This is a genomic window from Planococcus antarcticus DSM 14505 (genome assembly GCF_001687565.2).
GTDB lineage: Bacteria > Bacillota > Bacilli > Bacillales_A > Planococcaceae > Planococcus > Planococcus antarcticus.
In genome coordinates this window covers 888,124-909,124 of the sequence record NZ_CP016534.2, presented here as the reverse complement: position 1 = coordinate 909,124, position 21,001 = coordinate 888,124, and the positions used below count along the sequence as shown (strand labels likewise).

At 44.6% G+C, this 21,001-nt stretch carries 17 protein-coding genes and 1 tRNA gene; 10 read left to right on the top strand and 8 right to left on the bottom strand.

All coding sequences use genetic code 11. The features are described from left to right. From BBH88_RS04550 to BBH88_RS04535, 4 genes are all read right to left on the bottom strand, one after another. Nucleotides 1–837, bottom strand: a complete 837-nt coding sequence (locus BBH88_RS04550; RefSeq protein WP_006830251.1) for a carbohydrate ABC transporter permease — start codon at nucleotides 835–837, stop codon at nucleotides 1–3. Continuing rightward, nucleotides 837–1,712 (bottom strand): carbohydrate ABC transporter permease, encoded by an 876-nt coding sequence (locus tag BBH88_RS04545; protein ID WP_006830250.1) that lies wholly within the window; start codon nucleotides 1,710–1,712, stop codon nucleotides 837–839. The genes BBH88_RS04550 and BBH88_RS04545 overlap by 1 nt, the downstream gene beginning before the upstream one ends. 88 nt (nucleotides 1,713–1,800) lie before the next feature. Continuing rightward, the gene (locus tag BBH88_RS04540; RefSeq protein WP_006830249.1) at nucleotides 1,801–3,039 is read right to left on the bottom strand and encodes a sugar ABC transporter substrate-binding protein; all 1,239 of its coding nucleotides are present in this window, start codon (nucleotides 3,037–3,039) and stop codon (nucleotides 1,801–1,803) included. 97 nt (nucleotides 3,040–3,136) lie between these two features. Then, nucleotides 3,137–5,518 carry a glycoside hydrolase family 65 protein gene (locus tag BBH88_RS04535; RefSeq protein WP_065537179.1) on the bottom strand — a complete coding sequence of 794 codons (2,382 nt, stop codon included), beginning with the start codon at nucleotides 5,516–5,518 and terminating at the stop codon, nucleotides 3,137–3,139. A gap of 309 nt (nucleotides 5,519–5,827) precedes the next feature. On the opposite strand from BBH88_RS04535, the gene BBH88_RS04530 reads away from it, so the two are divergent. Continuing rightward, nucleotides 5,828–6,544: a 3-ketoacyl-ACP reductase gene (locus BBH88_RS04530; protein ID WP_065537180.1), complete on the top strand. Its 717-nt coding sequence runs from the start codon at nucleotides 5,828–5,830 to the stop codon at nucleotides 6,542–6,544. A gap of 346 nt (nucleotides 6,545–6,890) precedes the next feature. On the opposite strand, the gene BBH88_RS04520 is transcribed toward BBH88_RS04530, so the two are convergent. Then, entirely contained in the window at nucleotides 6,891–8,183 is a 1,293-nt protein-coding gene (locus BBH88_RS04520; protein WP_006830246.1) for an MFS transporter, read from the bottom strand. A gap of 186 nt (nucleotides 8,184–8,369) precedes the next feature. On the opposite strand from BBH88_RS04520, the gene BBH88_RS04515 reads away from it, so the two are divergent. Together BBH88_RS04515 and BBH88_RS04510 are read left to right on the top strand one after the other, a co-directional pair. Next, nucleotides 8,370–9,686: an IS1380 family transposase gene (locus tag BBH88_RS04515; RefSeq protein ID WP_065536202.1), complete on the top strand. Its 1,317-nt coding sequence runs from the start codon at nucleotides 8,370–8,372 to the stop codon at nucleotides 9,684–9,686. A gap of 478 nt (nucleotides 9,687–10,164) precedes the next feature. After that, nucleotides 10,165–10,602, top strand: a complete 438-nt coding sequence (locus BBH88_RS04510; RefSeq protein ID WP_154669126.1) for a hypothetical protein — start codon at nucleotides 10,165–10,167, stop codon at nucleotides 10,600–10,602. Between the two features lie 57 nt (nucleotides 10,603–10,659). On the opposite strand, the gene BBH88_RS04505 is transcribed toward BBH88_RS04510, so the two are convergent. Genes BBH88_RS04505 through selB form a run of 3 tightly spaced genes read right to left on the bottom strand, consistent with a single transcriptional unit; the run spans nucleotide 10,660 to nucleotide 15,123 of the window. Continuing rightward, a complete protein-coding gene (locus BBH88_RS04505; protein WP_065537181.1) occupies nucleotides 10,660–11,802 on the bottom strand; it encodes a glycerate kinase in 1,143 nt (380 codons plus the stop codon). Between the two features lie 16 nt (nucleotides 11,803–11,818). Beyond that, nucleotides 11,819–13,222: an L-seryl-tRNA(Sec) selenium transferase gene (selA, locus tag BBH88_RS04500; RefSeq protein ID WP_065537182.1), complete on the bottom strand. Its 1,404-nt coding sequence runs from the start codon at nucleotides 13,220–13,222 to the stop codon at nucleotides 11,819–11,821. Continuing rightward, nucleotides 13,219–15,123, bottom strand: a complete 1,905-nt coding sequence (gene selB, locus BBH88_RS04495) for a selenocysteine-specific translation elongation factor (RefSeq protein WP_065537183.1) — start codon at nucleotides 15,121–15,123, stop codon at nucleotides 13,219–13,221. The genes selA and selB overlap by 4 nt, the downstream gene beginning before the upstream one ends. 160 nt (nucleotides 15,124–15,283) lie before the next feature. Here selB and BBH88_RS19140 point away from each other — a divergent pair. From BBH88_RS19140 to BBH88_RS04465, 7 genes are all read left to right on the top strand, one after another. Next, nucleotides 15,284–15,380 (top strand) — tRNA-Sec (locus tag BBH88_RS19140). Nucleotides 15,381–15,641: 261 nt separating this feature from the next. Beyond that, on the top strand, nucleotides 15,642–16,637 hold the full coding sequence (locus tag BBH88_RS04490; RefSeq protein ID WP_065537184.1) for a glycosyltransferase: 996 nt from the start codon (nucleotides 15,642–15,644) through the stop codon (nucleotides 16,635–16,637). Nucleotides 16,638–16,689: 52 nt separating this feature from the next. Then, nucleotides 16,690–17,739: a selenide, water dikinase SelD gene (selD, locus tag BBH88_RS04485; protein ID WP_081487845.1), complete on the top strand. Its 1,050-nt coding sequence runs from the start codon at nucleotides 16,690–16,692 to the stop codon at nucleotides 17,737–17,739. 121 nt (nucleotides 17,740–17,860) lie between these two features. After that, on the top strand, nucleotides 17,861–18,763 hold the full coding sequence (gene phnD, locus BBH88_RS04480) for a phosphate/phosphite/phosphonate ABC transporter substrate-binding protein (protein ID WP_006829625.1): 903 nt from the start codon (nucleotides 17,861–17,863) through the stop codon (nucleotides 18,761–18,763). 11 nt (nucleotides 18,764–18,774) lie between these two features. Then, a complete protein-coding gene (gene phnE / locus BBH88_RS04475) occupies nucleotides 18,775–19,530 on the top strand; it encodes a phosphonate ABC transporter, permease protein PhnE (RefSeq protein WP_006829626.1) in 756 nt (251 codons plus the stop codon). Between the two features lie 12 nt (nucleotides 19,531–19,542). After that, a complete protein-coding gene (phnC, locus tag BBH88_RS04470; RefSeq protein WP_006829627.1) occupies nucleotides 19,543–20,313 on the top strand; it encodes a phosphonate ABC transporter ATP-binding protein in 771 nt (256 codons plus the stop codon). Nucleotides 20,314–20,373: 60 nt separating this feature from the next. Continuing rightward, entirely contained in the window at nucleotides 20,374–20,976 is a 603-nt protein-coding gene (locus BBH88_RS04465) for a polysaccharide deacetylase family protein (protein ID WP_238323408.1), read from the top strand. Nucleotides 20,977–21,001 lie beyond the last annotated feature (25 nt).

The following is a 21,001-nucleotide window of genomic DNA, read 5'->3' as shown; positions in this document are numbered from 1 at the left end:
TCATTTAACTGCGCCTTCACCTATTCCTTTAATAATGTGTTTTTGTGCCAATGCATAAAATATCACCACTGGAATAATGGTCAAGGTTAATCCGGCCATCGCCAAGTTCCATTGAATGGTGAATTCGCCAAAAAAGTAGAATGTCGACAATGGAATCGTTCGCAGGTCCGTATCAATCAGCGTCAGTGATGGCAAGAGAAAGTCATTCCAAATGCTGATGACATTTAAAATCATGACCGTAGCCGTGATCGGCTTCAGCATTGGGAAGATGATGCGCCAAAAAACGCCGAACTTCGAAGCGCCGTCAATCGTTGCCGCTTCTTCCAAAGTGATTGGAATCGACTTGATGAACCCGTGGTAAAGAAAAACAGAAAGACTGGAATGAAAGCCGATATTCATAAATATCAACCCTTCAAGCGTGTTGTACATCGGAATATTCAATGTGTTAGTCAGGGTACTCATAAATTGCATCAACGGCATCATCAATGTCTGAAAAGGAATCAACATTGTCGCGATGAATACCATAAAGATTACCATGCTCAGCTTATCGTCGGTTCTCACCAGCATCCACGCTGTCATGGAAGATAAGATGACAATAAGCACTACGGAGACAATCGTGATGTACAAAGAGTTGCCAAAAGCACTCAAAAAATTCATTTTATCCATAGCTTCTACATAGTACTGAAAACTGAAGCTATCGGGTAAAGTGAGTGGGTTATCATAAAGTTCCTGTCGATCCTTGAAGGAGTTGACGATGATTATGTAGATGGGAGACAAGAAAAAAAGCGCAAGCACAAGCAACAACGCCGCTTTCAGGAAATCCAGTGTTCTTCTCATCACATTTCAACCTCCCGTTTCTTCGTAATGTATACCTGTGTCAAAGTGATAGCCGCTACGATTAGGAAGAACACGATGGCTTTTGCTTGGCCAAGCCCGTAATTGCCGCTTCCGAAAATTTCATTGTAAATATTCATTGCAAACAATTCAGTAGCATTTGCAGGCCCTCCACCAGTCAACGAGAGGTTGACATCATAAATTTTAAAGGCCGATGAAAGAGTCAAAAACAAGCTAATCGTCAACGCTGGCATCAATAACGGCAGTGTGATCCTTATGAATCTTTGCCACGGGCTCGCTCCATCTATTTTGGAAGCTTCGATGACATCGTTCGGGATGCCTTGGAGGCCCGCGATATAAATGATCATGATGTACCCCGCCATTTGCCATGTAAAAACAAAGACCAATCCAAACAAGGCAAACTCCGGATCGATGAGCCAGTTAAAGAAAATCTGATCCAATCCAGTTACTTCGCCGAGCAGCGTGAACACATCCAAAAAGACGAACTGCCAAATATAGCCCAAAATCAAACCGCCGATCAAATAAGGCATGAACAGCATTGTGCGCGCTGCATTAGCAGATTTGATTTTAGAGGTGACCAAAAGAGCAAAGGCCAGTCCAATTGCGTTGATGGTGACGACCGATAATACAGTAAACAGAATCGTCAGCCAGGCCGACTCTCGAAAACGTTCATCTCCTGCTAATTGCACGAAGTTGTCTAATCCGACAAATTCTTTGGCATTTGCTGCGATTCCATCCCATTCAAAGAATGAGTAATAAATTCCGATTAAAAACGGGATAATGACTACCGTAGTGAAAATGATCAGCAGGGGCACAGTAAAGAGGATATACCATTTCTTTTTGTTTTTGTTTTTCATGTCATCCCTTCTTCCTGGTGGTTTATCATAGAAGAATTTTTGGACACACCAGAGAAAGGTGTGTCCACATTCAAATACATTCTATTGATTATTGAGCACCCTGCCACGCTTGATCAAAGCCTTGCAGAAATTCCTCAGCAGTCATATCCTCTGAGAAAAATGCTTGTGCAAATGGGGTAAGGTCATTAGGTACGATGTTAGCTGGATAAACGCTTTGTGCCCACGGAATTGTTTCACCGCTATTAGTAGCGTCAAGAACGGCTTGAGATAACGGGTCTAATTCACCCGCATCAATATTCGTTAACGCAGGAACAAATCCAAATTCCTCTACAATGTATCGGTGCCCTGTTTCGCTCGTAGACATCCAGTTCAAGAAGTCATTTGCTGCCTGAATCTCTCCTTCATCCTTTTGGCTATTGATAGCCCAGTTGTTTCCAACTCCGACTGCTAATTTATCATTGCCCATCAATGGGAATGGTAGCATACCAATTTCAAAATCATATTCGAACTCTGAAAGTATGCCAGAAGCCCAGTTTCCCTGGTGGATCATAGCAGTTTTTCCTGCTGCAAAATCACCAACCTGTTGATCGTATGTCATGCTTAACGGAGTTGGTGTATTTTCTTTAATAGCTACCATAAAATCGGCAAACTCCTGAAATTCTGGTGTTTCTGCCGCTGTCACTTCACCCGCGTTCATCTGTTCAACAAACCCGTATGGGTCTTCCTGAATAGAGAATGGGTAGTTGCTAATATGCCCAATAAGGAAATAAGCATCTTGTGCCAAGCTGAATCCATTAATGCCTTCCGCATTGAATTTCTCCAATGTGCTGACGAAAGACTCATAATCAGCTACGTCTTCAGGATTAACAAGATCTTTGTTGTAAATCATCCCAAATCCTTCAACGCCATAAGGTACGCCAACGATTTTCTCTCCAAGAGCCAACTCCATATCTGGAGCAATATGCTGAACGTATTCCTCAGAGCTTAAATCATAAATATAAGATTCTAGTCTTTCGGCTTCGGTCACATTTTGGAGGCTGAAAATAGAAGGTCCTTGTTCACTGTTCAAGCGAATTTGCAGCTGCTGAAAATAATCGTCTCCAGTGGTGCCCAATACTTCCACTTCAACACCTGTTTCTTCCGTATATTCTTCGGCCATTGCCGCCAACTGATCCGAAATCTCAACCTTGCTTTGGAAGATCGTGATTTTTTGTTCACTTGATTCTCCTCCGCCCTCACTGTTATCATCTCCACCGCTGCATGCTGCGAGTGCCAACATTAATGGAGCTAAAACTAAGCCACCAACTATTTTCCTTTGAAACGTCATGTAAATTCCCCCTTGTCATTTTTACTACTATAGTAAATAAAATGAATAATTCATTTTATAACTATCAATTTTCAGAATACTAGCCATAAAATAGTTACTAAGATTCACTGTTGGCTGCTACAATCGAAATATTTATAGTATCTTCGCACGTGTAAAGTTTTCCGTCGTTCTCAAATATTAAGGTCTTTCTATCAATCACTTCAACAGACAATTTAGATTGCGTAATAGAAAATCTGACCGGCTGACCTTGCCATTGAATCGTGAAATTCAGACGATTCCAATGATTGGGTAATGCTGGATTAACTTTCAGTTTTCCATCAACTAACCGTATCCCTGCAAATCCAAAAACGGCTGTTTTCCAAATTCCGCCTATGGATGCTGCATGAATGCCCATATCCGACGTGTTCATCTTCGGTCCTAAATCAATTTCAGTAGACTTTTTAAATAGTGAATAAGCTAACTCCTTTTCTCCGATATCGCTCGCTAAAATGGCATGCGTGGTTAAGCTCAATGAAGAATCATGCAAAGTCTTCGATTCATAATAACGGAAGTTCGCTTCTTTGACCTTGCCAGTCAGACGTGGATCACCATGCAGGAAAGTCTGTTCCAATAAATACAACAGAATTAAAGTATCTGCTTGCTTTGATACTTGAATGGCGTTGATTTGTTCTGCATTGTAATCGTTATAGATCGTCCTGACACGGTCTTGATTTTTATACTTTGAAAGATCCATCTTCTTTAACTGCAGGTAAGTATCATCCTGAGGTATTATCAAGTCCTTTGCACGAGGAGCCGGCAAGTAAATCTCCTTCACTTTCTGAGTCCAGTCTGCAAATGCATTTTTAAACTGAAGAAGCTCTTCCAGTTTTCCCAGGAGTTCTGGGTTTTCTTTCACCAGCTTTTCATAATAGTGAATGGCCAGTTTAATATTAAAATAAGCCATATAATTGGTGAACGCATTATTGTCTATATGCTCTTTGTATTCATCGGGACCAATTACTCCATTGATGTGGTATTCCTTTTTTTCATCATTCCATTCAAGGCGGCTTGCCCAGAACCTGGCCGTATCAAAGACGATTTCATAACCATAATCCTCCAAGAATTTATAGTCATTTGTTACGTTGTGGTATTGATAAACCGCAAATGCGATATCTGCCGAAATATGCTGTTCAATAAACCCTGGCCAAATTTTTGTTTGGGTTCCTGTGACGACATCAATATCACCCCATATAGGAGTTACTTCACCATCCGTAGGCCACGCCATTTCCCATGGATACATGGAACCCTCATAGCCGTTTTCCATTGCTTTCTTCCGTGCTCCAACCAGCCCGCGATAGCGGTAAATGAGCAAAGACCTAGCAATTTCAGGATTTGAATAAATGAAAAATGGTAGAATGAACAATTCCGTATCCCAGAATGAATGCCCTTTATAGCCTTCTCCACTTAGGCCTTTAGCAGCGATTCCCATTCTGTCGTCGTGGGCAGGTGTCATGCAGATCAGATGGTAGAGAGAAAACCTTATTGCAAGCTGATCAAAACCATCTTCGCTGTCAATTTCAAAGTCGTATACATTCCAAACTTTGTCGTCCCATTCTTTTTGATGTTCTTTGAAAAGAAGGTCGTATCCTTCTTTCACACTGTTCTTTAGCGCTTGCAGTGATTGTTCACGCAACTCGTCTAAGCTATACGCTGCGTTATCAACTGGTTTATCCCTGCTAGTATACAAAGTCGTCAGTTTTTCAACTGCTAGCTTGTCATTTGGTTCAAGCTCGACCTCGTAACTCTGCCAGACTTTTCGCCGATTCATTTTCATGTTCGGGTCCTGCTCTATCGGCTGGTCGTTTAAGATTACTTTGTGTGACGTGTTGATCACAACATCGATTTCGGATTCATTTGTCGTTTGCACTAGCTGGATAAACTGCTTATCAAAAATTCTACGTTCGCCTTCTAAAAAATGCTGGGTACCCGAGTTATTCATCTGAGCATCTATTCCAGATTCGAAAGAAAATTGGACCGGAGCAGTCAGGCATTCGACTTCCATTTTCATGCCGATTAAATGCAGGTTGTGAAGAGATACGAATCGTTTGAAAACAAATCGCAGGTCTTTTCCGAGCGGTGACACCCAGTCAAAGCTTCTTGTTAATTCAGCCGTCTTCAAATTTAGCTGCCGCATGTAGTTGTTTGTTTTTCCAAATTCCAAACTAAAGCGTTCACCATCGACTCGAACATCTATCCTTGTTATATCCGCCAAGTTCGGAAGTTCGGTTGCCTCATTTTCAAACGCCTTATTAAATGTACCGCTGACAAACATATTTCTTGTTTCATCGATATACGGTTCTTCTGTTCCTGAACGCAATCCCATATAACCGTTGCCTAGGGACATAATCGCTTCGCATTTTCCCAGTGAGTCGGGAGAATATTCCATTTCTGAAACGACCCAGTCTTCAAGCTTTTTTTTCCCTTGTGTATAATCCATCATATGTAGAAAATCTCCTCCCTAAATACCGTTTCGAAAATCTACGAAAACGTTTTTGTTTAAGGTAAAAAAATATATACGTTCACTCACAACAGGCACTTGTCCCATTCCTCAAAACGTGCAAATCAGATTATTAAAGCGCTTACATTTTATATTGTACGTTCAATATTTTAAATAGTCAATAAATTATTCGTTTTTACTGTCAGCCTGATGCCGCTTATAGGGCTTGCAAAAGTCGTTGAACAGGTCTCGAGCTGAAACTTCATGTTAGACTATTTTACATGAAGTTTTATTACAAAAGGAGCTATCTACATGCAAAACTTAACAGGAAAAAATGCGTTGATTACAGGAGCTGGGAGAGGAATTGGCCGAGCTACAGCCATCGCTTTTGCAGCAGAAGGCATCAATGTAGGGCTTGTCGGACGCACAGCCGGCAACCTTGAGAACGTGGCAGCAGAATTGGCGCAATACGGAGTAAAAACAGTATATGCCGTGGCTGATGTAGCTGATCCCGAAGCAGTCAATGCAGCAGTTGAGCATATCATAACCGAGCTAGGCCCTATTGATATTTTGATCAATAATGCTGGCATCGGTAAATTCGGCAAGTTCCTTGACTTGTCACCTGAAGAATTCAAAGGAATCATCGATACCAATCTGATGGGCGTGTATTATGTTACTCACGCTGTACTGCCTCAAATGATCGAACGCCAATCAGGCGACATCATTAATATTTCATCAACAGCCGGACAAAAAGGTGCTCCGGTGACAAGTGCTTATAGCGCATCGAAGTTCGGTGTTATGGGATTGACAGAATCGTTGATGCTGGAAGTCAGAAAACACAATATCCGCGTCAGCGCCCTAACACCAAGCACGGTTGCCACTGACCTGGCAATTGATGAAAACCTGACCGACGGCAACCCAGATAAAGTCATGCAGCCAGAAGATTTGGCTGAAATGATGGTCGCGCAATTGAAACTCCATCCACGTGTTTTACTGAAATCAGCTGGACTTTGGTCAACTAACCCGTAAAACACTATTAGCATAAAAAGCTCCGTTCACAAATGTGAACGGAGCTTTTTTAAAGGATCGCTGAATTCTCGTGAACCCACGGTTTCGACCAAAACGAAGCGTAAGAAAAAGATCTTACAGCCCAGATTATTTATCCTGCATCTCTTTCAAAAATCCACTGGCTTGTTCAGAATGTTTGATCAAGGTGTCAATTTGTTTATTCAGATTTACAAAAACAATAAGAAAAAATAGTAAGATCGACACAACAAGATACTTCACGAACAGACTAGATTCTTTTCGTTTAAACCATTTGCTCAGCAATGCCATTTTCGCTACCGAAACAACACGGGTTGAAAATTTTTTGATTTCAACTATTCACTTTGGTTGTCTTTTTTGTTGACCACAGAACAACCGGTATTAATAAAAGTGCGAGGAATCCTCCGCCCAAAGACATTACGGCATAGCTTGACTGCGCCATCACTAGTCCTGAAAGCCCACCGCCTGTCGCTCCTGCCAGCGCAACCAATACGTCAACAGTACCTTGCGTTTTTGCGCGCGTGGATGGATGAGTCGAGTCGACAATCAGCGTGGTTCCGCTAATCAATCCGAAGTTCCAGCCAAGTCCTAGTAGAGCCAACGCGACAATCAGCACCAATAAAGAATCGCTTGGCGCCACAGCAGCAAAGATTCCTGCAGCCATGAATGTCACTCCCGACGCTACCGTCATGACAATCCGGCCTAATCTATCGACGAGGATCCCGGTGACAATCGATGGCAAGTACATCGCAGCTATATGGATGCTGATGACCAAACCGACGTCTCCAAGATCGTGGCCATAATGCCCCATGTGAATGGGTGTCATCGTCATGATCGCAAACATAATCAACTGGGTCAGAACCATAACGGTCGACCCTAGTACAACACCTTTTTTATTGATAGCAGAATCTACCGGTTCTATGTCTACCGAACTCACTTCAAGATTTTGCTGATGTTCCATTATCGCTTTTGATACCAGCAACGGATCTGGGCGCAGGAAAACTAGCAGCACTATGCCTGCTATACTAAATGCCACGGCAGCTAAGATAAAGGGACCAGCTAAAGCTGGAATACTGATCGATTCCGCAACCCTGCCCATTACCCCGATTAAATTCGGACCAGCAAACGCGCCAAAAGTCGTTGAAACCAAAGCAATGCTGATAGCAGTCCCCCGCTGTTTAACAGTTGCCAAGTCCGTACCTGCATAACGTGCTTGCAAATTTGTGGCCGTGCCTGCTCCATAGACCAGCAAGGATGCAAAAAGTAGAAACACATTATTCGATAGCGCTGCCATGACAACGCCAATTGCTCCGATTCCACCTGCCAAAAATCCTGAAGCCAATCCGGTTCGCCGGCTGAAGCGTTGGGAAAGCCGGCCGATAATAAGCGCTGCAGCGGCTGATCCCAGCGTGAATAGGGCAACTGGTGCGCCAGCAAACCGATCAGTGCCCAGCATATCCTGTGCGAGAAGGGCTCCAACAGTTACCCCGGCCGCCAACCCTGCGCCTCCAAAAATCTGCGACAGCACAACAATCCACAATGTGCGGCGATACAATGCCTTGACCTTTTTAGGTGATTCGATATAGTCCAGCAGCATCGCCTGCTGTTTTTGGTTTTGCCCCATGATTTTCCCTCATTTCATGACAAACACTTTTATACCTGAATTATTCACCGATTTATTGATAAAGGCCCCAAAACCCGAGTTCATCGGCTTTTGGGGCCTTTGCTTATGCATGAAAAAAATGAAAAAAGAATCCGTTTCTGCTAAGGTTAAATCACCACAAAATAACCAACAGAAAGGATTCTTCTTATGGCTACATTACCGCAAATATCCCTTGATTTCAATCGTCAGATCAAATTATCAAATGATGGAGGTTCACTTTCCTCAGATACCGGCGCGTTCCTGTTCAAGGAATTCGACGTAAAGCTTGGCTTTTCGCAAACCGTGGCGAAGCATCTTCATTTGAAAGATACTCGTTCTCATTGGATCCATTCGAACGAAAAATTATTCGGCCAGAAAATCTACCAGATAATAGCGGGTTATGCGGAAGATGATGCTGCGGACCACCTGACGGACGATCCGATTTTCACTCAAGTTCTCGGACAAGGAGCGTTAGCTTCCCAACCCAGTCTATCTCGTTTTTGGCCACGTTTTAATCCGGAAGCGATGATTCAATTACAACAAGCCAACCAGGAACTGCTCGATAAAGTGCATCGGCACCGGAAAGCTGAAGCGATCATCTTCGATCTGGACTCGACACATGCCGATACCTACGGCAACCAGTGCGATGCGGCGTACAATGCCCATTACGGGACGGTCGGTTTCCATCCGTTGGTCGCTTTTGACGGGATCACCGGTGATTTCTTGAAAGCCCAGCTGCGCCCCGGCAATGTCTACACATCCAACGGAGTCGTGGATTTCATCCGGCCGCTGATTGAACATTATAATGAACAGTTTCCTGAGACGACGCCGTTCATCCGCGGGGACAGTGGGTTTGCCGTTCCGGCTTTGTATGAACTATGTGAAAAGGAATCGGTCTATTACGTCATCCGGCTCAAATCCAATGCCATCCTGCAATGTCTTGCGGAGGAATACCATCCATCTTCGACACCATCTGACAGCACAAAGACCGAATATCATGTTTCAGAAACAACCTATCAGGCGAAAAAATGGGATAAGCCCCGGAAAGTCGTCATCCAGTCCGCACGGCCTGCGGGTGAATTGTTCTTTACCCATACATTTTTTGTGACGAATTTCACGGACGTGTTCTCCCCGGAAGCCATTGTCCGCACCTATCAAAAAAGAGGAACCATGGAAAATTACATCAAAGAAGCTAAAAATGGGTTTGGATTTGATCGAATGAACAGCCATTCCTACCAAGTGAACGAAGCGAAAATGATGCTAAGCCTGTTGGCTTATAATTTAGTGAATTGGCTGCGCACATTAACGTTTCCGGAAGGGCAAAAGAAGATGCAGATCCAGACCATCCGGACACGACTGGTAAAAGTGGCCAGTAAGCTGGTGAAGTCAGGACGGTCTCTTTACTTCAAATTGTCTTCCAGTTTTGTCTACCAAGACTTCTTTTGGAAAATCCTCGCCCGGATTCAACAGCTGAAAATCGAATAGCTTCTCATTACTCCTTTTTTGAAATTTGGATCTCTGCCAAGGGAGTCGTCTGCCCAAAAACGCTCTTTTTAAATGAGTCGATGCAGAATTTCACGTAGATGAAATGAAAAAGAGGAAATATGCCTTAAAAAATTTCGACAATCAGTGAATTTCAGCTAAATTCCCGGATGAGCGACCAAGCGTGAATAATTCAGGTTATATTAGTCGATTAAAAAATTTCAGATTCTTTTTTCAGTATAATGGTTTTTGTTATGCTGGCCATTGCCTTTTGGAAAAAAGGAGCTCCTCAACAAAATAATAACCACAAAAGTGATTTATTCTAAAAATCCTGAATTTCCTTTATACTGAAAGTAGCAATGACTGGACTGGACTGGCAACGACCATGACTGGGATACACAAAAAGAAGAAACGACGATTTTCCGTTTGGCCTTGGCTCATAGTAGCAGCAGTCCTTTTCCTAACCATAGGCAGCTGGCTGTTGAGACCGCACTCCCCCGACGCCGAAAGCCTAAAAACCGAACTGCAGATGATTGTCGTAGACCAAATTGGAAAAAAGAGCAATATGAATAAAGAACGTGTGAACGACATTTCAGCTTCCCGTGGTTTTGATGGCTGGAATGTAGAGCTTGCCTTGAACGCTGATAAAGGATTCACCATGATTTCAACAAGACAGCAAATGTGGCAGCATGCCATAACTATACTGGAACTTATATCTAAAACGAACCAACTGGATGACATCTCGATTTCATGGATTTACCCTGTTAAAAACAATCAAAATGATGTAGAAGATAAGAGCGTTATGTCCTTCAGCTTGGATAAAGCAACGCGTGATCAACTGATTTGGGCTAACCTCGACCCTTCTATCCTACCCAACATGACGCTCGACTACCTGGAACATCCTGTCCTGAATAATTGACTGCATAGCAAAAAAAGGTGGAGCGGCTTTTCCCGTTCCACCTTTTCGTCTTTTATATCATTGCAAACCTTGTTTCTTCAAATATGATTCTATTACTTTTTCAGTTTTAATTTTTACATAGCTGTAAGCATTCGCTATGGATTCTTCCGCCGAAATTTTTTCATCCGCGACGGCATGAATTTCCGTGAAATATGGCGTTAGCTGCTCTTTGTCCGATTCGGCAATCGTACCGGAAATCAGGATAACCGGTTTGCCGTGCCGATTGGCTGCTTCCGCGATGCCGAAAGGAGCTTTTCCGGATAGCGTTTGGGCATCGGTTTTCCCTTCTCCGGTCAGCACTAAATCAGCATCAAGCAGCTGTTCTTCGAAATTCATCGCTTCCAGTATAAGGTCAATTCCCAGCCGCATTTCGCCTAAAAAGAACGCTTGGAATGCCCCTCCCGCACCGCCGGCAGCACCCGCCCCTTTTTTGTGGTGCAGGGCCATGCCGGTAAAACGCTCAACCAGATCGGCAAAATTAGTTAAGACTGCATCGAGCGTCTTCACCATTTCAGGTGTCGCTCCTTTTTGCGGGCCAAAAACGGCCGATGCGCCTTGAGGACCGATTAATGGATTTTCAACATCACTGGCAATCAAAAAACGGCTTTCCATGATGCGTTTATCAAATCCAAAGAGATCAATCTTCGACAAGCCATTTAATGCCACAGTCCCTGGCCCCAATTCCACACCATAGATATCAAGGAATTTCATGCCCAAAGCCTGAAGCATGCCAATTCCGGCATCATTCGTTGCACTCCCACCAAGGCCGATAATGAACTTCCTGTAGCCCGCATCCAGTGCATGGGCGATCAGTTCACCGGTTCCATAGGTTGAAGCCAGCAAAGGATTCTGTTCGGCCGTTGTCAAAAGAGTAAGTCCTGAAGCTTCCGCCAATTCCACAACACAGGTTTTCTGATCTCCAAGAACGCCGTAACTCGCTGTGATTTTCCGCCCCAGCGGATCTTCAACAATCGCTCTGACCAATTTTCCGCCAGTTGCCGAAACCAGTGCCGCCATGGTTCCTTCCCCGCCATCAGCTATTGGCATCATAACTGAAGTAGTTTGTGGAGACGCTTCTTGAATCCCTCCAGCCATCGCTTCGGCGGCTTCTATCGCTGTCATGCTTCCTTTGAATGAATCAGGTGCTATCAAGATTTTCATTGATTCTCTCCTTCTTTTATTCACTGGCCAAAAACCCTGCTAGCAACGCTTCCATCTCGGAACAATCGATAGTTCGGAAATCAATGCACACCTGTTCATCCTGGATTCGTGATACTATTGCCGGCTTAGTCTGCCTGAGACGAATCGATAATTGGTCCGCACTTAAATTTTCGTGTGCAATTGCTGCAATAAAGGTGGGAATTTCCACTCCCGGCATGGTGCCCCCTCCTATTTGCGAGGTGCTTTCCTGAAGCTCACTATGGTACTTTCCAGAGCTTGATTGCAAAGAACTGATAAACGACTGCGCTTGGATTTTAATGTCTGCTGCAGGACGTATAATGTCTCGGACTGTGGGCAGTTCAGCAATCTTTTCAGGTCCTGCCAAATAGCTTTTCAAGGTTTCTTCCAGCGCTGCCAGTGTCATTTTGTCGATGCGCAATACGCGCGCCAATTGATGCTTTTTCAATCGGTCAATCAGTTCTTTTTTACCGGCAATCAAACCAGCCTGCGGACCGCCCAGCAGTTTATCGCCGCTGAAAGAAACGAGATCCACCCCGCTTTCGATCACTTCCCGGACGAGAGGTTCATCACCGATACCATGTTTTTTAAAATCGTAAAGCGCGCCGCTCCCCAAATCTTCATAAAAGAGGACATCCTTGTGCTTTTCCATCAATTTGGCTAGCTCTTCAGTTTCAACCGTCTTGGTAAAACCGATCATCTTGAAATTGCTGGTATGCACTTTCATGATCATGGCGGTTTCTTCGCTCAGTGCCTGCTCGTAATCGAAGAGATGGGTCTTGTTGGTCGTCCCCACTTCAACAAGACGCGCACCGCTTTCTTCCATAATAGAGGACACCCGGAAAGAACCGCCGATCTCAACCAATTGCCCTCGGGAGACAATGACTTCCCGCTGCTTGGCCAGAGCACTTAAAATCAGAAATACCGCTGCAGCATTATTGTTTACGACCATTACTGCTTCCGCTCCCGTCGCTTCTATCAATAAATCTTCGATGATGTCGTGGCGTGATCCGCGCTTTCCTTCCATTAAATGATATTCCAGATTGGAATAATTCGCAGCCGTTCTTACGACATGCTCGATTGCCGCATCGCTTAAACGAGACCGTCCCAAATTGGTATGCAGCACTGTCCCGGTTCCGTTGATCACCCGTGCCAAACGATCTTCTTGCCACAAACTGATTTGAACTTCAACTGACCTGAAAAGCTGTCTTGCAAAATCAGGAGCAACCTCTTCAATCGCTAGTTCTTTTGCCAGCAAACGTTGCCGCAGACTGCTGATTTCGCGTTGCAGAAATTTGGTAAGCTGCACACCGTTCAGATTATACGCTGTTTTCAAGCTGTCAAAACGCGGGTCTTTCTGCAATTCATGGACGGCTGGTAGCTGCCGCAAATACTGTTTCATGTTCTGTCCTCCATCCAATGACGCTGATCTTCTGTCCGTCTTGTATAGTTCAGCCCGTCCAGCAACTCCAGAAACGGGATCATGTATTTACGTGACAGATTGAGGATGTCTTTCGCCTGCTTTAAATCAAAAGAAGGGCCTGTCTGCTGCCGCAACTTGTTTAAGGCATTTTCAAAAGCCGTATGGTGAATGATTGTATCTTCTCTCAACCGATAAGCCTGTCCACTTTCAAGCAAGTAAGAGGTAAGTTCAGCAATTTCCAACTTCGGTAAAGGGCTTCCTATAAAGTAGTCTTCCCATTTTTTTGCTTGGAAGCCATCCTTTTCCAAAGTGCCAATAATTTGTTCTATTCGCACATGCCATTTTTTCGGAAGATTCGGGCTAAAGGGAGTCAAAGCTACGAACTGACCGGATCGCTGGATCTCATTTTGTTCTAGCAATAAATTCAGGCTGTACTCAAGAAGAGATTTCGGATAGGTAGCGCTCACTGACTGAACAAGCTCTGCTTTTCCCATGCCGGTTCGCATCGGAAAGTCTTCATGAAACTGCTGCAGTCTCGCCAGCAATTCATCTTTTATTTTGATGAAGGTTTTGGTCAAGCTATAGCCCTGGCGCGAAACTTCCAGCCAGACCCTAGAAGCCAAGCCTTCCTTCAAAGTTTCTTTTAAGATGATTCCAGCCAATGAAGTCTGCTGCATAAGCTGTTTCAGGTCGAGCAGGATGTATTTGTTCAAAGCATCAATCACTAAATCCTGTGGCGTTCCCTGCTGATGGTGGCGAAGCATATCGATGGTTTCATTGCCGAACCGGTACTTGTCGCCGTTTGGCTGAATGACCCAACCGCCACCAATCGTCTCCATCGGACTTGGCCGCCGCAGAATGAAACGGTCTCCCCGACGGACCACTATCTTTTCATCCAGACGAATTTGACATAGCACTTCGTCCGGCGTCTGCTCAAGCTCCTTTCGGTCGAAAAAGACGATCTTGCCCATTACTTCAGAGGTGCCGATATGAAGCCTAACAGCTGTCCGCTGCTTGAGGGGCGCGAACTTCCGTCCAATCACCTGCAACGCAACATCAATGGTATCCGTCACCAGGAAATGATCCGAATCTACCAGCACATCTCCACGCTTTACGGCCGTCCGTTCGATACCGCTGAGATTGATCGCAGTCCGCTGTCCAGCTCGCGCTTGCTTGCTTTCCTCGTGGTGCACTTGGATTTGTCTCGCTTTCACAAAAATTCCTCCTGGCAAGAGCAGTAGCTGTGAAGCTTTCCGGACAACACCCTCATATACCGTCCCTCTGACGACAGTGCCCTGCCCTTGGACCGTAAACACTTGGTCGATTGGCAAACGGAATGAACCATAGGCGTCACGGAATTTCATTGCCTTTAATTCCGTTAAAATTATTTGCTTTAATTCGTCTATTCCCTTACCAGATAAACTGTCGAGCGCAACATAGGGTGCTTCATGAAAAGCCGTTTTCAACAGCCGTTCTTTAACATCATCCTTTACCAATTCAAGCATGACTTCATCGACACGGTCTATTTTTGAAATGGCTACGATGCACCGTTCCACGCCTAAAAACTGCAGGATTTCCAAATGCTCTTCGGTTTGCGGCATGATTCCTTCATCCGCTGCAACAACCAGAACGACCAAATCGATTCCAGCAACGCCTGCAATCATCTGCCGAATAAACCGTTCATGTCCTGGCACATCGACAATCGACACAGAAACACCAGCTTCCAAATTTAATGGCGCGTAGCCCGACTCAATGGAAATGCCCCGTTCTTTTTCCTCTTTTAATCGGTCCGTCTCCACGTTGGTCAAAGCTTTCGTCAAACTGGTCTTGCCATGATCAATATGTCCGGCCATGCCAACCGTAAAATACCGTTCTTCCATTTTCTTCACACGCCTTCTCTAATCGCTTGTCTCTTTACTTTAGTCTTCAGGTAACGTCCTTTCAAGCCTGAGCCCTGCACTCCATCATTTTATCCAAGCTCCGTTCTTGCGCAGATCTTTTTTTCGGTATAAACTGGTACAGGTCGGCCGACAATAACCTGGGGTTGGATGGGTGACTGGTGTCCTCCTGGGTCTTCAAAACCCTGAGGGGCCTGCGTGCCAGGCTCGGTGGGTTCGATTCCCACACAATCCCGCCAAATAAAAAGAAAAGCGGAAGTGCCTATGTAGATTCGACGGGCGTAAGGCGCTTTGGCGAAGCGGCGTTTTTTGCCGCACAGCCAGAGTGACTTACGACCCTAGAATCTAAGCGCTTCCCTTCTAAAAAAGATTGCCTATATGGCAATCTTTTTTTTGAGAAGAAAAAGTCAAGTTAAGTGACAAACTTAGTCGGCTTTAGGATAATTCAATCTAACAGAAGTGTTCGAACCTTCAAATCATTGAACTAAAGGATGAAGAGGATGAAAATTGTTTTAGCGTCACCAAATTATCCGCAACTTCGCGGAAACACCATAACGGTACAACGCATCGCAGATAATCTTAAAAACCTGGGTGTGGAGACGGAAATCATATCGACAACAAATGAGAATGTCATCCATTCATTTCCAGTTACCGATGTCATACACGGGTTCCACGCTTATAATTTCTATCAGTTCCTGCAGAAACTGGACTCAAAACCTGCACACTATATCGTCACCATGACAGGCACCGATTTGAATCAGGACCTGTTTAATCCTGATAAACGGCTGGATGTCCTTACTTGCTTGCATGAATCGGATGCTATTCACGTGTTTGATAAAAAAGCAGAAGAATTGCTGATAAAAGAAGGTCCATGGTTGACTAATAAAATTTTTATTATGGCTCAAGGAAATCAGACTTCTTCCACAGGGGTCTCCTCTTTCACAAAAGAACCGGACAGCTTGTTGTTCTTCCTGCCGGCAGGCATCCGAAAAGTGAAAAACATCCCAGTTGCGATTTCAATGCTCCAGGAGCTCTACCAAAGCTACCCTCAACTTCGGCTATGGCTGGTCGGTCCTATTCTTGAAGAAGAGGAAGGTCGAATAGTAATGGAACTTATCGATCGCCATAAAGATTGGATCTGTTACCTTGGACAAGTTCCTCACGAAGAGATGGGTGCCGTTTATCGTCAGACCGATGTTGTTTTAAATACATCCCTGTCAGAAGGCCAACCGGCGACGATTTTAGAGGCGATGGGCCATGCATTGCCCGTGCTCGCTTCAGACATTCCAGGCAATAGCAGCATCATTTCCGATAGGAAAACAGGGTTATTATATAAAACTCGAAACGAATTCCTTGATTATGCCGAAAAGCTCGTGAATAATAACAAAATAAGGCAAAGCATCGGCCAGTCCGCTGAAGCTTACGTAAAGCAGCATCATTCAAGCGAACGCGAAGCCGAAACTTTGTTGAAGGTTTATCAACATATCTTAAAATAAGCCGAATTTCCGAAGGATAGCAGGATTCGAATGTAAAAAAGGAGAGATTGACATGGTTGAAAAAGAAAACGTAAGACTGACTTCTTTATCTACAAAAGGCGGTTGAGGCTGCAAAATTGGTCCTGAGGACCTGGCGCAGGTTCTGCGTCACTTACCGAAAAATGTAGATGATCCAAACTTGCTGGTCGGTCTGGAAACAGCTGACGATGCAGGCGTTTATAAAATTAATGATGAAACGGCATTGGTCCAGACCTTGGATTTCTTTACTCCCATCGTGGATGACGCCTATATGTTTGGCCAGATTGGTGCAGCCAATGCGCTAAGCGATGTTTACGCCATGGGTGGCAAGCCGTTGACTGTTATGAATATCGTTGCTTTCCCGATCAATACCTTAGATAAGAGTATTTTAGCCGATATTTTGGCTGGTGCTTCCGACAAGGTCAAGGAATCTGGTGCTGCTTTAGTCGGCGGCCATTCAATTGATGACCAAGAGCCAAAATTTGGACTTTCTGTTACAGGCACCATCCACCCTGATCGTATCCGCTCCAATGCGGGCGCAAAACCGGGCGATCGCCTGATTCTCACTAAACCCATTGGAGTTGGTATTTTAACTACTGCCATCAAACAAGGAATCCTTGAAAAAGAGGATTTGGATGAAGTCATGAACGTCATGGCCACGTTGAATAAAACCGCAGCAGAAGTGATGGATAAATTCACTGTCAACGCTTGCACCGATGTAACCGGATTTGGTCTACTTGGTCATACAATGGAAATCGCCAAGGGCGGCAACGTCGGTGTTACAGTGAATAACCATGATGTACCTGTTCTTTCTCGCGCAAAAGAGCTCGCAGCACAAAACGTCATTCCGGGCGGCACACGCAAAAATCGCCAATGGCTTGCGGATGACATCGATTATGCTGATAGCATCAGTGAAATCGATCAATTGATCCTATGTGATGCAGTCACTTCCGGTGGCTTGCTGATTTCAGTTCCGGAAGCACAAGCTGATGCATTGCAGCGTGAACTGCTGGAAAACAATGTCCAATCCGCCATTATCGGAAATGTGACAAGTGAAAATGCAGGACGGATTCAAGTAATATAAGATTTTGATGGTTAAACAATGAAAGCTTAAAAGTAGCAATAGTTAAGCTTTGAACAAGGACTCTGCTTGAGTCCTTGTTTTACTGTCAGCTACATACAAAAAACATAAAGAGGTGCTCGTAATGAAAAAATGGATTTTAACCGGCTCTATCCTTTTGCTGGCATTTTTCCTGTCAGCCTGCGGAAATGGTTCAACTGAAAATGAAAGTTCAACGACGTCTGGTAACGAGGAGCCCTTCACAATCGGTGTGATCCCGGCCCAAACAGAAGGCGAGATGCAAACTGCAATGGATAAACTGCAAACAATCCTGAGCGAAGAATTGGATCGCGAGGTCGAAATCGAAGTTTATCCCGATTACAATGGTGTCGTGGAATCGATGAATTACGACCAGATTGATATGGCTTACCTTGGTCCTTTAACGTATGTCATTGCTGAAGCAAACAGCAACGCCCAAGCAATTATCACCCAATTGGTCGATGGCGAACCATTCTATCATTCATATATCATCACCCATAAAGACAATCCCGCTACGTCCCTAGATGAATTATTGGAAAATCCAGGAGAAGTCCAGTTTGCTTTTGGTGACCCAAATTCCACTTCTGGTTCATTGATTCCTTCTATCGAATTGCAGGACCGCGGAGTGTACGAGTCTGAACAGGAAAATCAATTTGAAACTGCCCGTTTTACTGGATCACACGATGCAACAGCATTGTCTGTCCAAAACAAACAGGTTGATGCCGGTGCCATCGACAGCGCTATTTACAATCAACTATTGGAATCGGGCAAAATCGATGGAGCCCAATTAAAAATTGTCTGGGAATCTGAGCCTTTGTTCCAATACCCATGGGCTGTACTCGAAAGTACAGATGATGAAACTGTCACAAAATTGCGGGAAGCATTTTTGGCGATAGAAGATCCTGAAATCCTTGATGCATTTGGTGCTACCGGCTTTACAGAAGCCACCAATGCAGATTACGAAAGCATCAAACAAGCCGCTATAAAGCAAGGAATCATTGAAGAATAGAGTTGATCAGCTTGTGGTTTAAAAAAAGTAATTTCATTATAGTGCTAATTGTCCTGGTGTTGATATATTTCAGCATGCGGATTACGGAATTCGATTTGTCTAAATTTAGGGATTTCCGCAACATGATTGATTTCTTGTCCCAATGGTGGCCAATGGACTTTTCCAAGCTGCCGGGCATGGTAGAAGATACGTTCGAGACCTTGGCAATGGCTTTTCTCGGCAGTGTTTTTGGCTTATTGATCGCTTTGCCAATCAGCTTTATTGCGGCGCGCAATACAGCGCCATCCAAGTCCCTGTTCCATTTCACCCGTGTGGCACTCAGTTTTGTGCGTTCCATCCCTGAAATCGTCTTCGGACTTATTTTATTGACTACGCTCGGCCTTGGACCTTTTCCAGCAGTCATTGCCATCATGTTCCATAATGTTGGTGTTTTTGGAAAACTTGTCTCAGAACTGATTGAAGCTGCCGATCCTGGCCCTCAGGAAGCTATGCGGGCCGTTGGCGCAAAAAAATGGCTGGCTAATCTGTTTAGTATCCTACCGCAAATCTGGCCGAACGTATTGTCCCAATTTTTCTATCGTTTTGAAGTTGCCATTCGTACATCGCTTATCCTAGGCTTTATCGGTGGCGGCGGAATCGGCCAACGCTTGTTTAATGACTTTAAAACCTTTCAATACTCTTCTGTTTCGCTGGATGTCTTGATTATTATGATCATGGTTATCGCCATCGACTTTTTGGCCAGTACCATTCGAAATCGCGTCATTTAAAGGAGTGGCTATATGATTCAAGTGAAAAATTTATCTGTACATTATCCGGATACAAAAGTAAAAGCACTGACTGATATCAGCCTGTCTCTTGAAAGAGGCGATTTTGTCTGTGTGCTGGGGAAAAGCGGTGCCGGAAAATCGACGTTTATCCGCTGTCTGAACGGACTGCAAAAACCGACCAGCGGCCAAATTTATTTCGACGGCAAGGACATCTCTGCCCATAATGAAGAAAAACTGCGCAAAGTACGCCGGGAAACCGGCATGATTTTCCAACATTTCAGTCTGATACCCCGTTTGAGTGTCATGCAAAATGTCCTGACTGGGATGTTCGGTTACCGTTCTTCTTTCAAGAACCTAATCGGCTGGTTCACTGCCGATGAGTTGGCTTTGGCTAAACGCGTCATTGCCGATGTCGGCCTGTCAGAAATGGCTTACCGGAAAGTCGAACAGCTGAGCGGCGGTCAAAAACAGCGTGTCGGCATTGCCCGCGCTCTTGCCCAGCAGCCCAAAGTTCTACTTGGAGATGAACCGGTCGCCAGCCTGGATCCCGGCACTTCCAACCACATCTTCACTTTGCTGACAGAAATGCATGAACGTTTGGACTTGTTGACCATTATCAATGTCCACGATATTGAACTGGCAAAACGTTACGCCAGCCGTATCTTAGCCTTGAAAGATGGTAAGCTTATTTTTGATGGTCCACCGGAAGATTTCAGGGATTCCGAATACCGTGAAACTTATACATCCAATCCACAAACCGCATTTTTCGATCCTGGGATATAGCAGCGAAAGGAGATGATCTCCATGATTAAAAGTCCATGAGCAGTTGATCAATCCAGGGTCGTGTACGACTCTACTCACCCGCAAATCGTTACTGTCAGACAAGCACAAAGTGAAAAATCGGTGGTCCTCAGTTTTGACGATGGTCCGAGCAAAGTGCTGCCGCAGATTCTGGACATCCTGAAACAGCAAGATGTGCCGGCTATGTTCTTTTGGCAATCCAGTCTGCTCTATCCGGCTAGACCATGGCAACGTGTGCTTGATGAAGGCCATATCATCGGAACACATTCAATGAAACACCGCAATCTGGTTCAACTGTCATACGAGCAACAGCATCAGGATATACGGAACAGCATGGCACATATCGAAAAAACAACTGGCACATCAGTTGTTTATTTCCGACCTCCTTATGGACGCTTTAACAGCAATACTTTAAAAGTAGCTAATGCACTAGGCTTAACCACTGTCATGTGGCGAATTGCTTCAATGGATTGGGAGCTGAAAAGCGATCCGCACAAAATCATTCAGTATGCCACTGAAAACCTCGAGGACGGTGCCATCATCCTGCTGCATGAATTGGAGCAGACTGTTGCCATCCTTCCTCAACTGATTACGGCCATCAAAGAACAGGGATATGGCTTTTCTCTGTTGCCTACTAAAGAGTAATAAAAAATCAGCGCCGGCTTCTCGG

Excerpts from the sequence above, each read along its gene's own strand:
- BBH88_RS04550 (WP_006830251.1), bottom strand. The coding sequence starts at position 837 with ATGAGAAGAACACTGGATTTCCTGAAAGCGGCGTTGTTGCTTGTGCTT.
- BBH88_RS04545 (WP_006830250.1), bottom strand. The coding sequence starts at position 1,712 with ATGAAAAACAAAAACAAAAAGAAATGGTATATCCTCTTTACTGTGCCC.
- BBH88_RS04540 (WP_006830249.1), bottom strand. The coding sequence starts at position 3,039 with ATGACGTTTCAAAGGAAAATAGTTGGTGGCTTAGTTTTAGCTCCATTA.
- BBH88_RS04535 (WP_065537179.1), bottom strand. The coding sequence starts at position 5,518 with ATGATGGATTATACACAAGGGAAAAAAAAGCTTGAAGACTGGGTCGTT.
- BBH88_RS04530 (WP_065537180.1), top strand. The coding sequence starts at position 5,828 with ATGCAAAACTTAACAGGAAAAAATGCGTTGATTACAGGAGCTGGGAGA.
- BBH88_RS04520 (WP_006830246.1), bottom strand. The coding sequence starts at position 8,183 with ATGGGGCAAAACCAAAAACAGCAGGCGATGCTGCTGGACTATATCGAA.
- BBH88_RS04515 (WP_065536202.1), top strand. The coding sequence starts at position 8,370 with ATGGCTACATTACCGCAAATATCCCTTGATTTCAATCGTCAGATCAAA.
- BBH88_RS04505 (WP_065537181.1), bottom strand. The coding sequence starts at position 11,802 with ATGAAAATCTTGATAGCACCTGATTCATTCAAAGGAAGCATGACAGCG.
- selA (WP_065537182.1), bottom strand. The coding sequence starts at position 13,222 with ATGAAACAGTATTTGCGGCAGCTACCAGCCGTCCATGAATTGCAGAAA.
- selB (WP_065537183.1), bottom strand. The coding sequence starts at position 15,123 with ATGGAAGAACGGTATTTTACGGTTGGCATGGCCGGACATATTGATCAT.
- BBH88_RS04490 (WP_065537184.1), top strand. The coding sequence starts at position 15,642 with ATGAAAATTGTTTTAGCGTCACCAAATTATCCGCAACTTCGCGGAAAC.
- phnD (WP_006829625.1), top strand. The coding sequence starts at position 17,861 with ATGAAAAAATGGATTTTAACCGGCTCTATCCTTTTGCTGGCATTTTTC.
- phnC (WP_006829627.1), top strand. The coding sequence starts at position 19,543 with ATGATTCAAGTGAAAAATTTATCTGTACATTATCCGGATACAAAAGTA.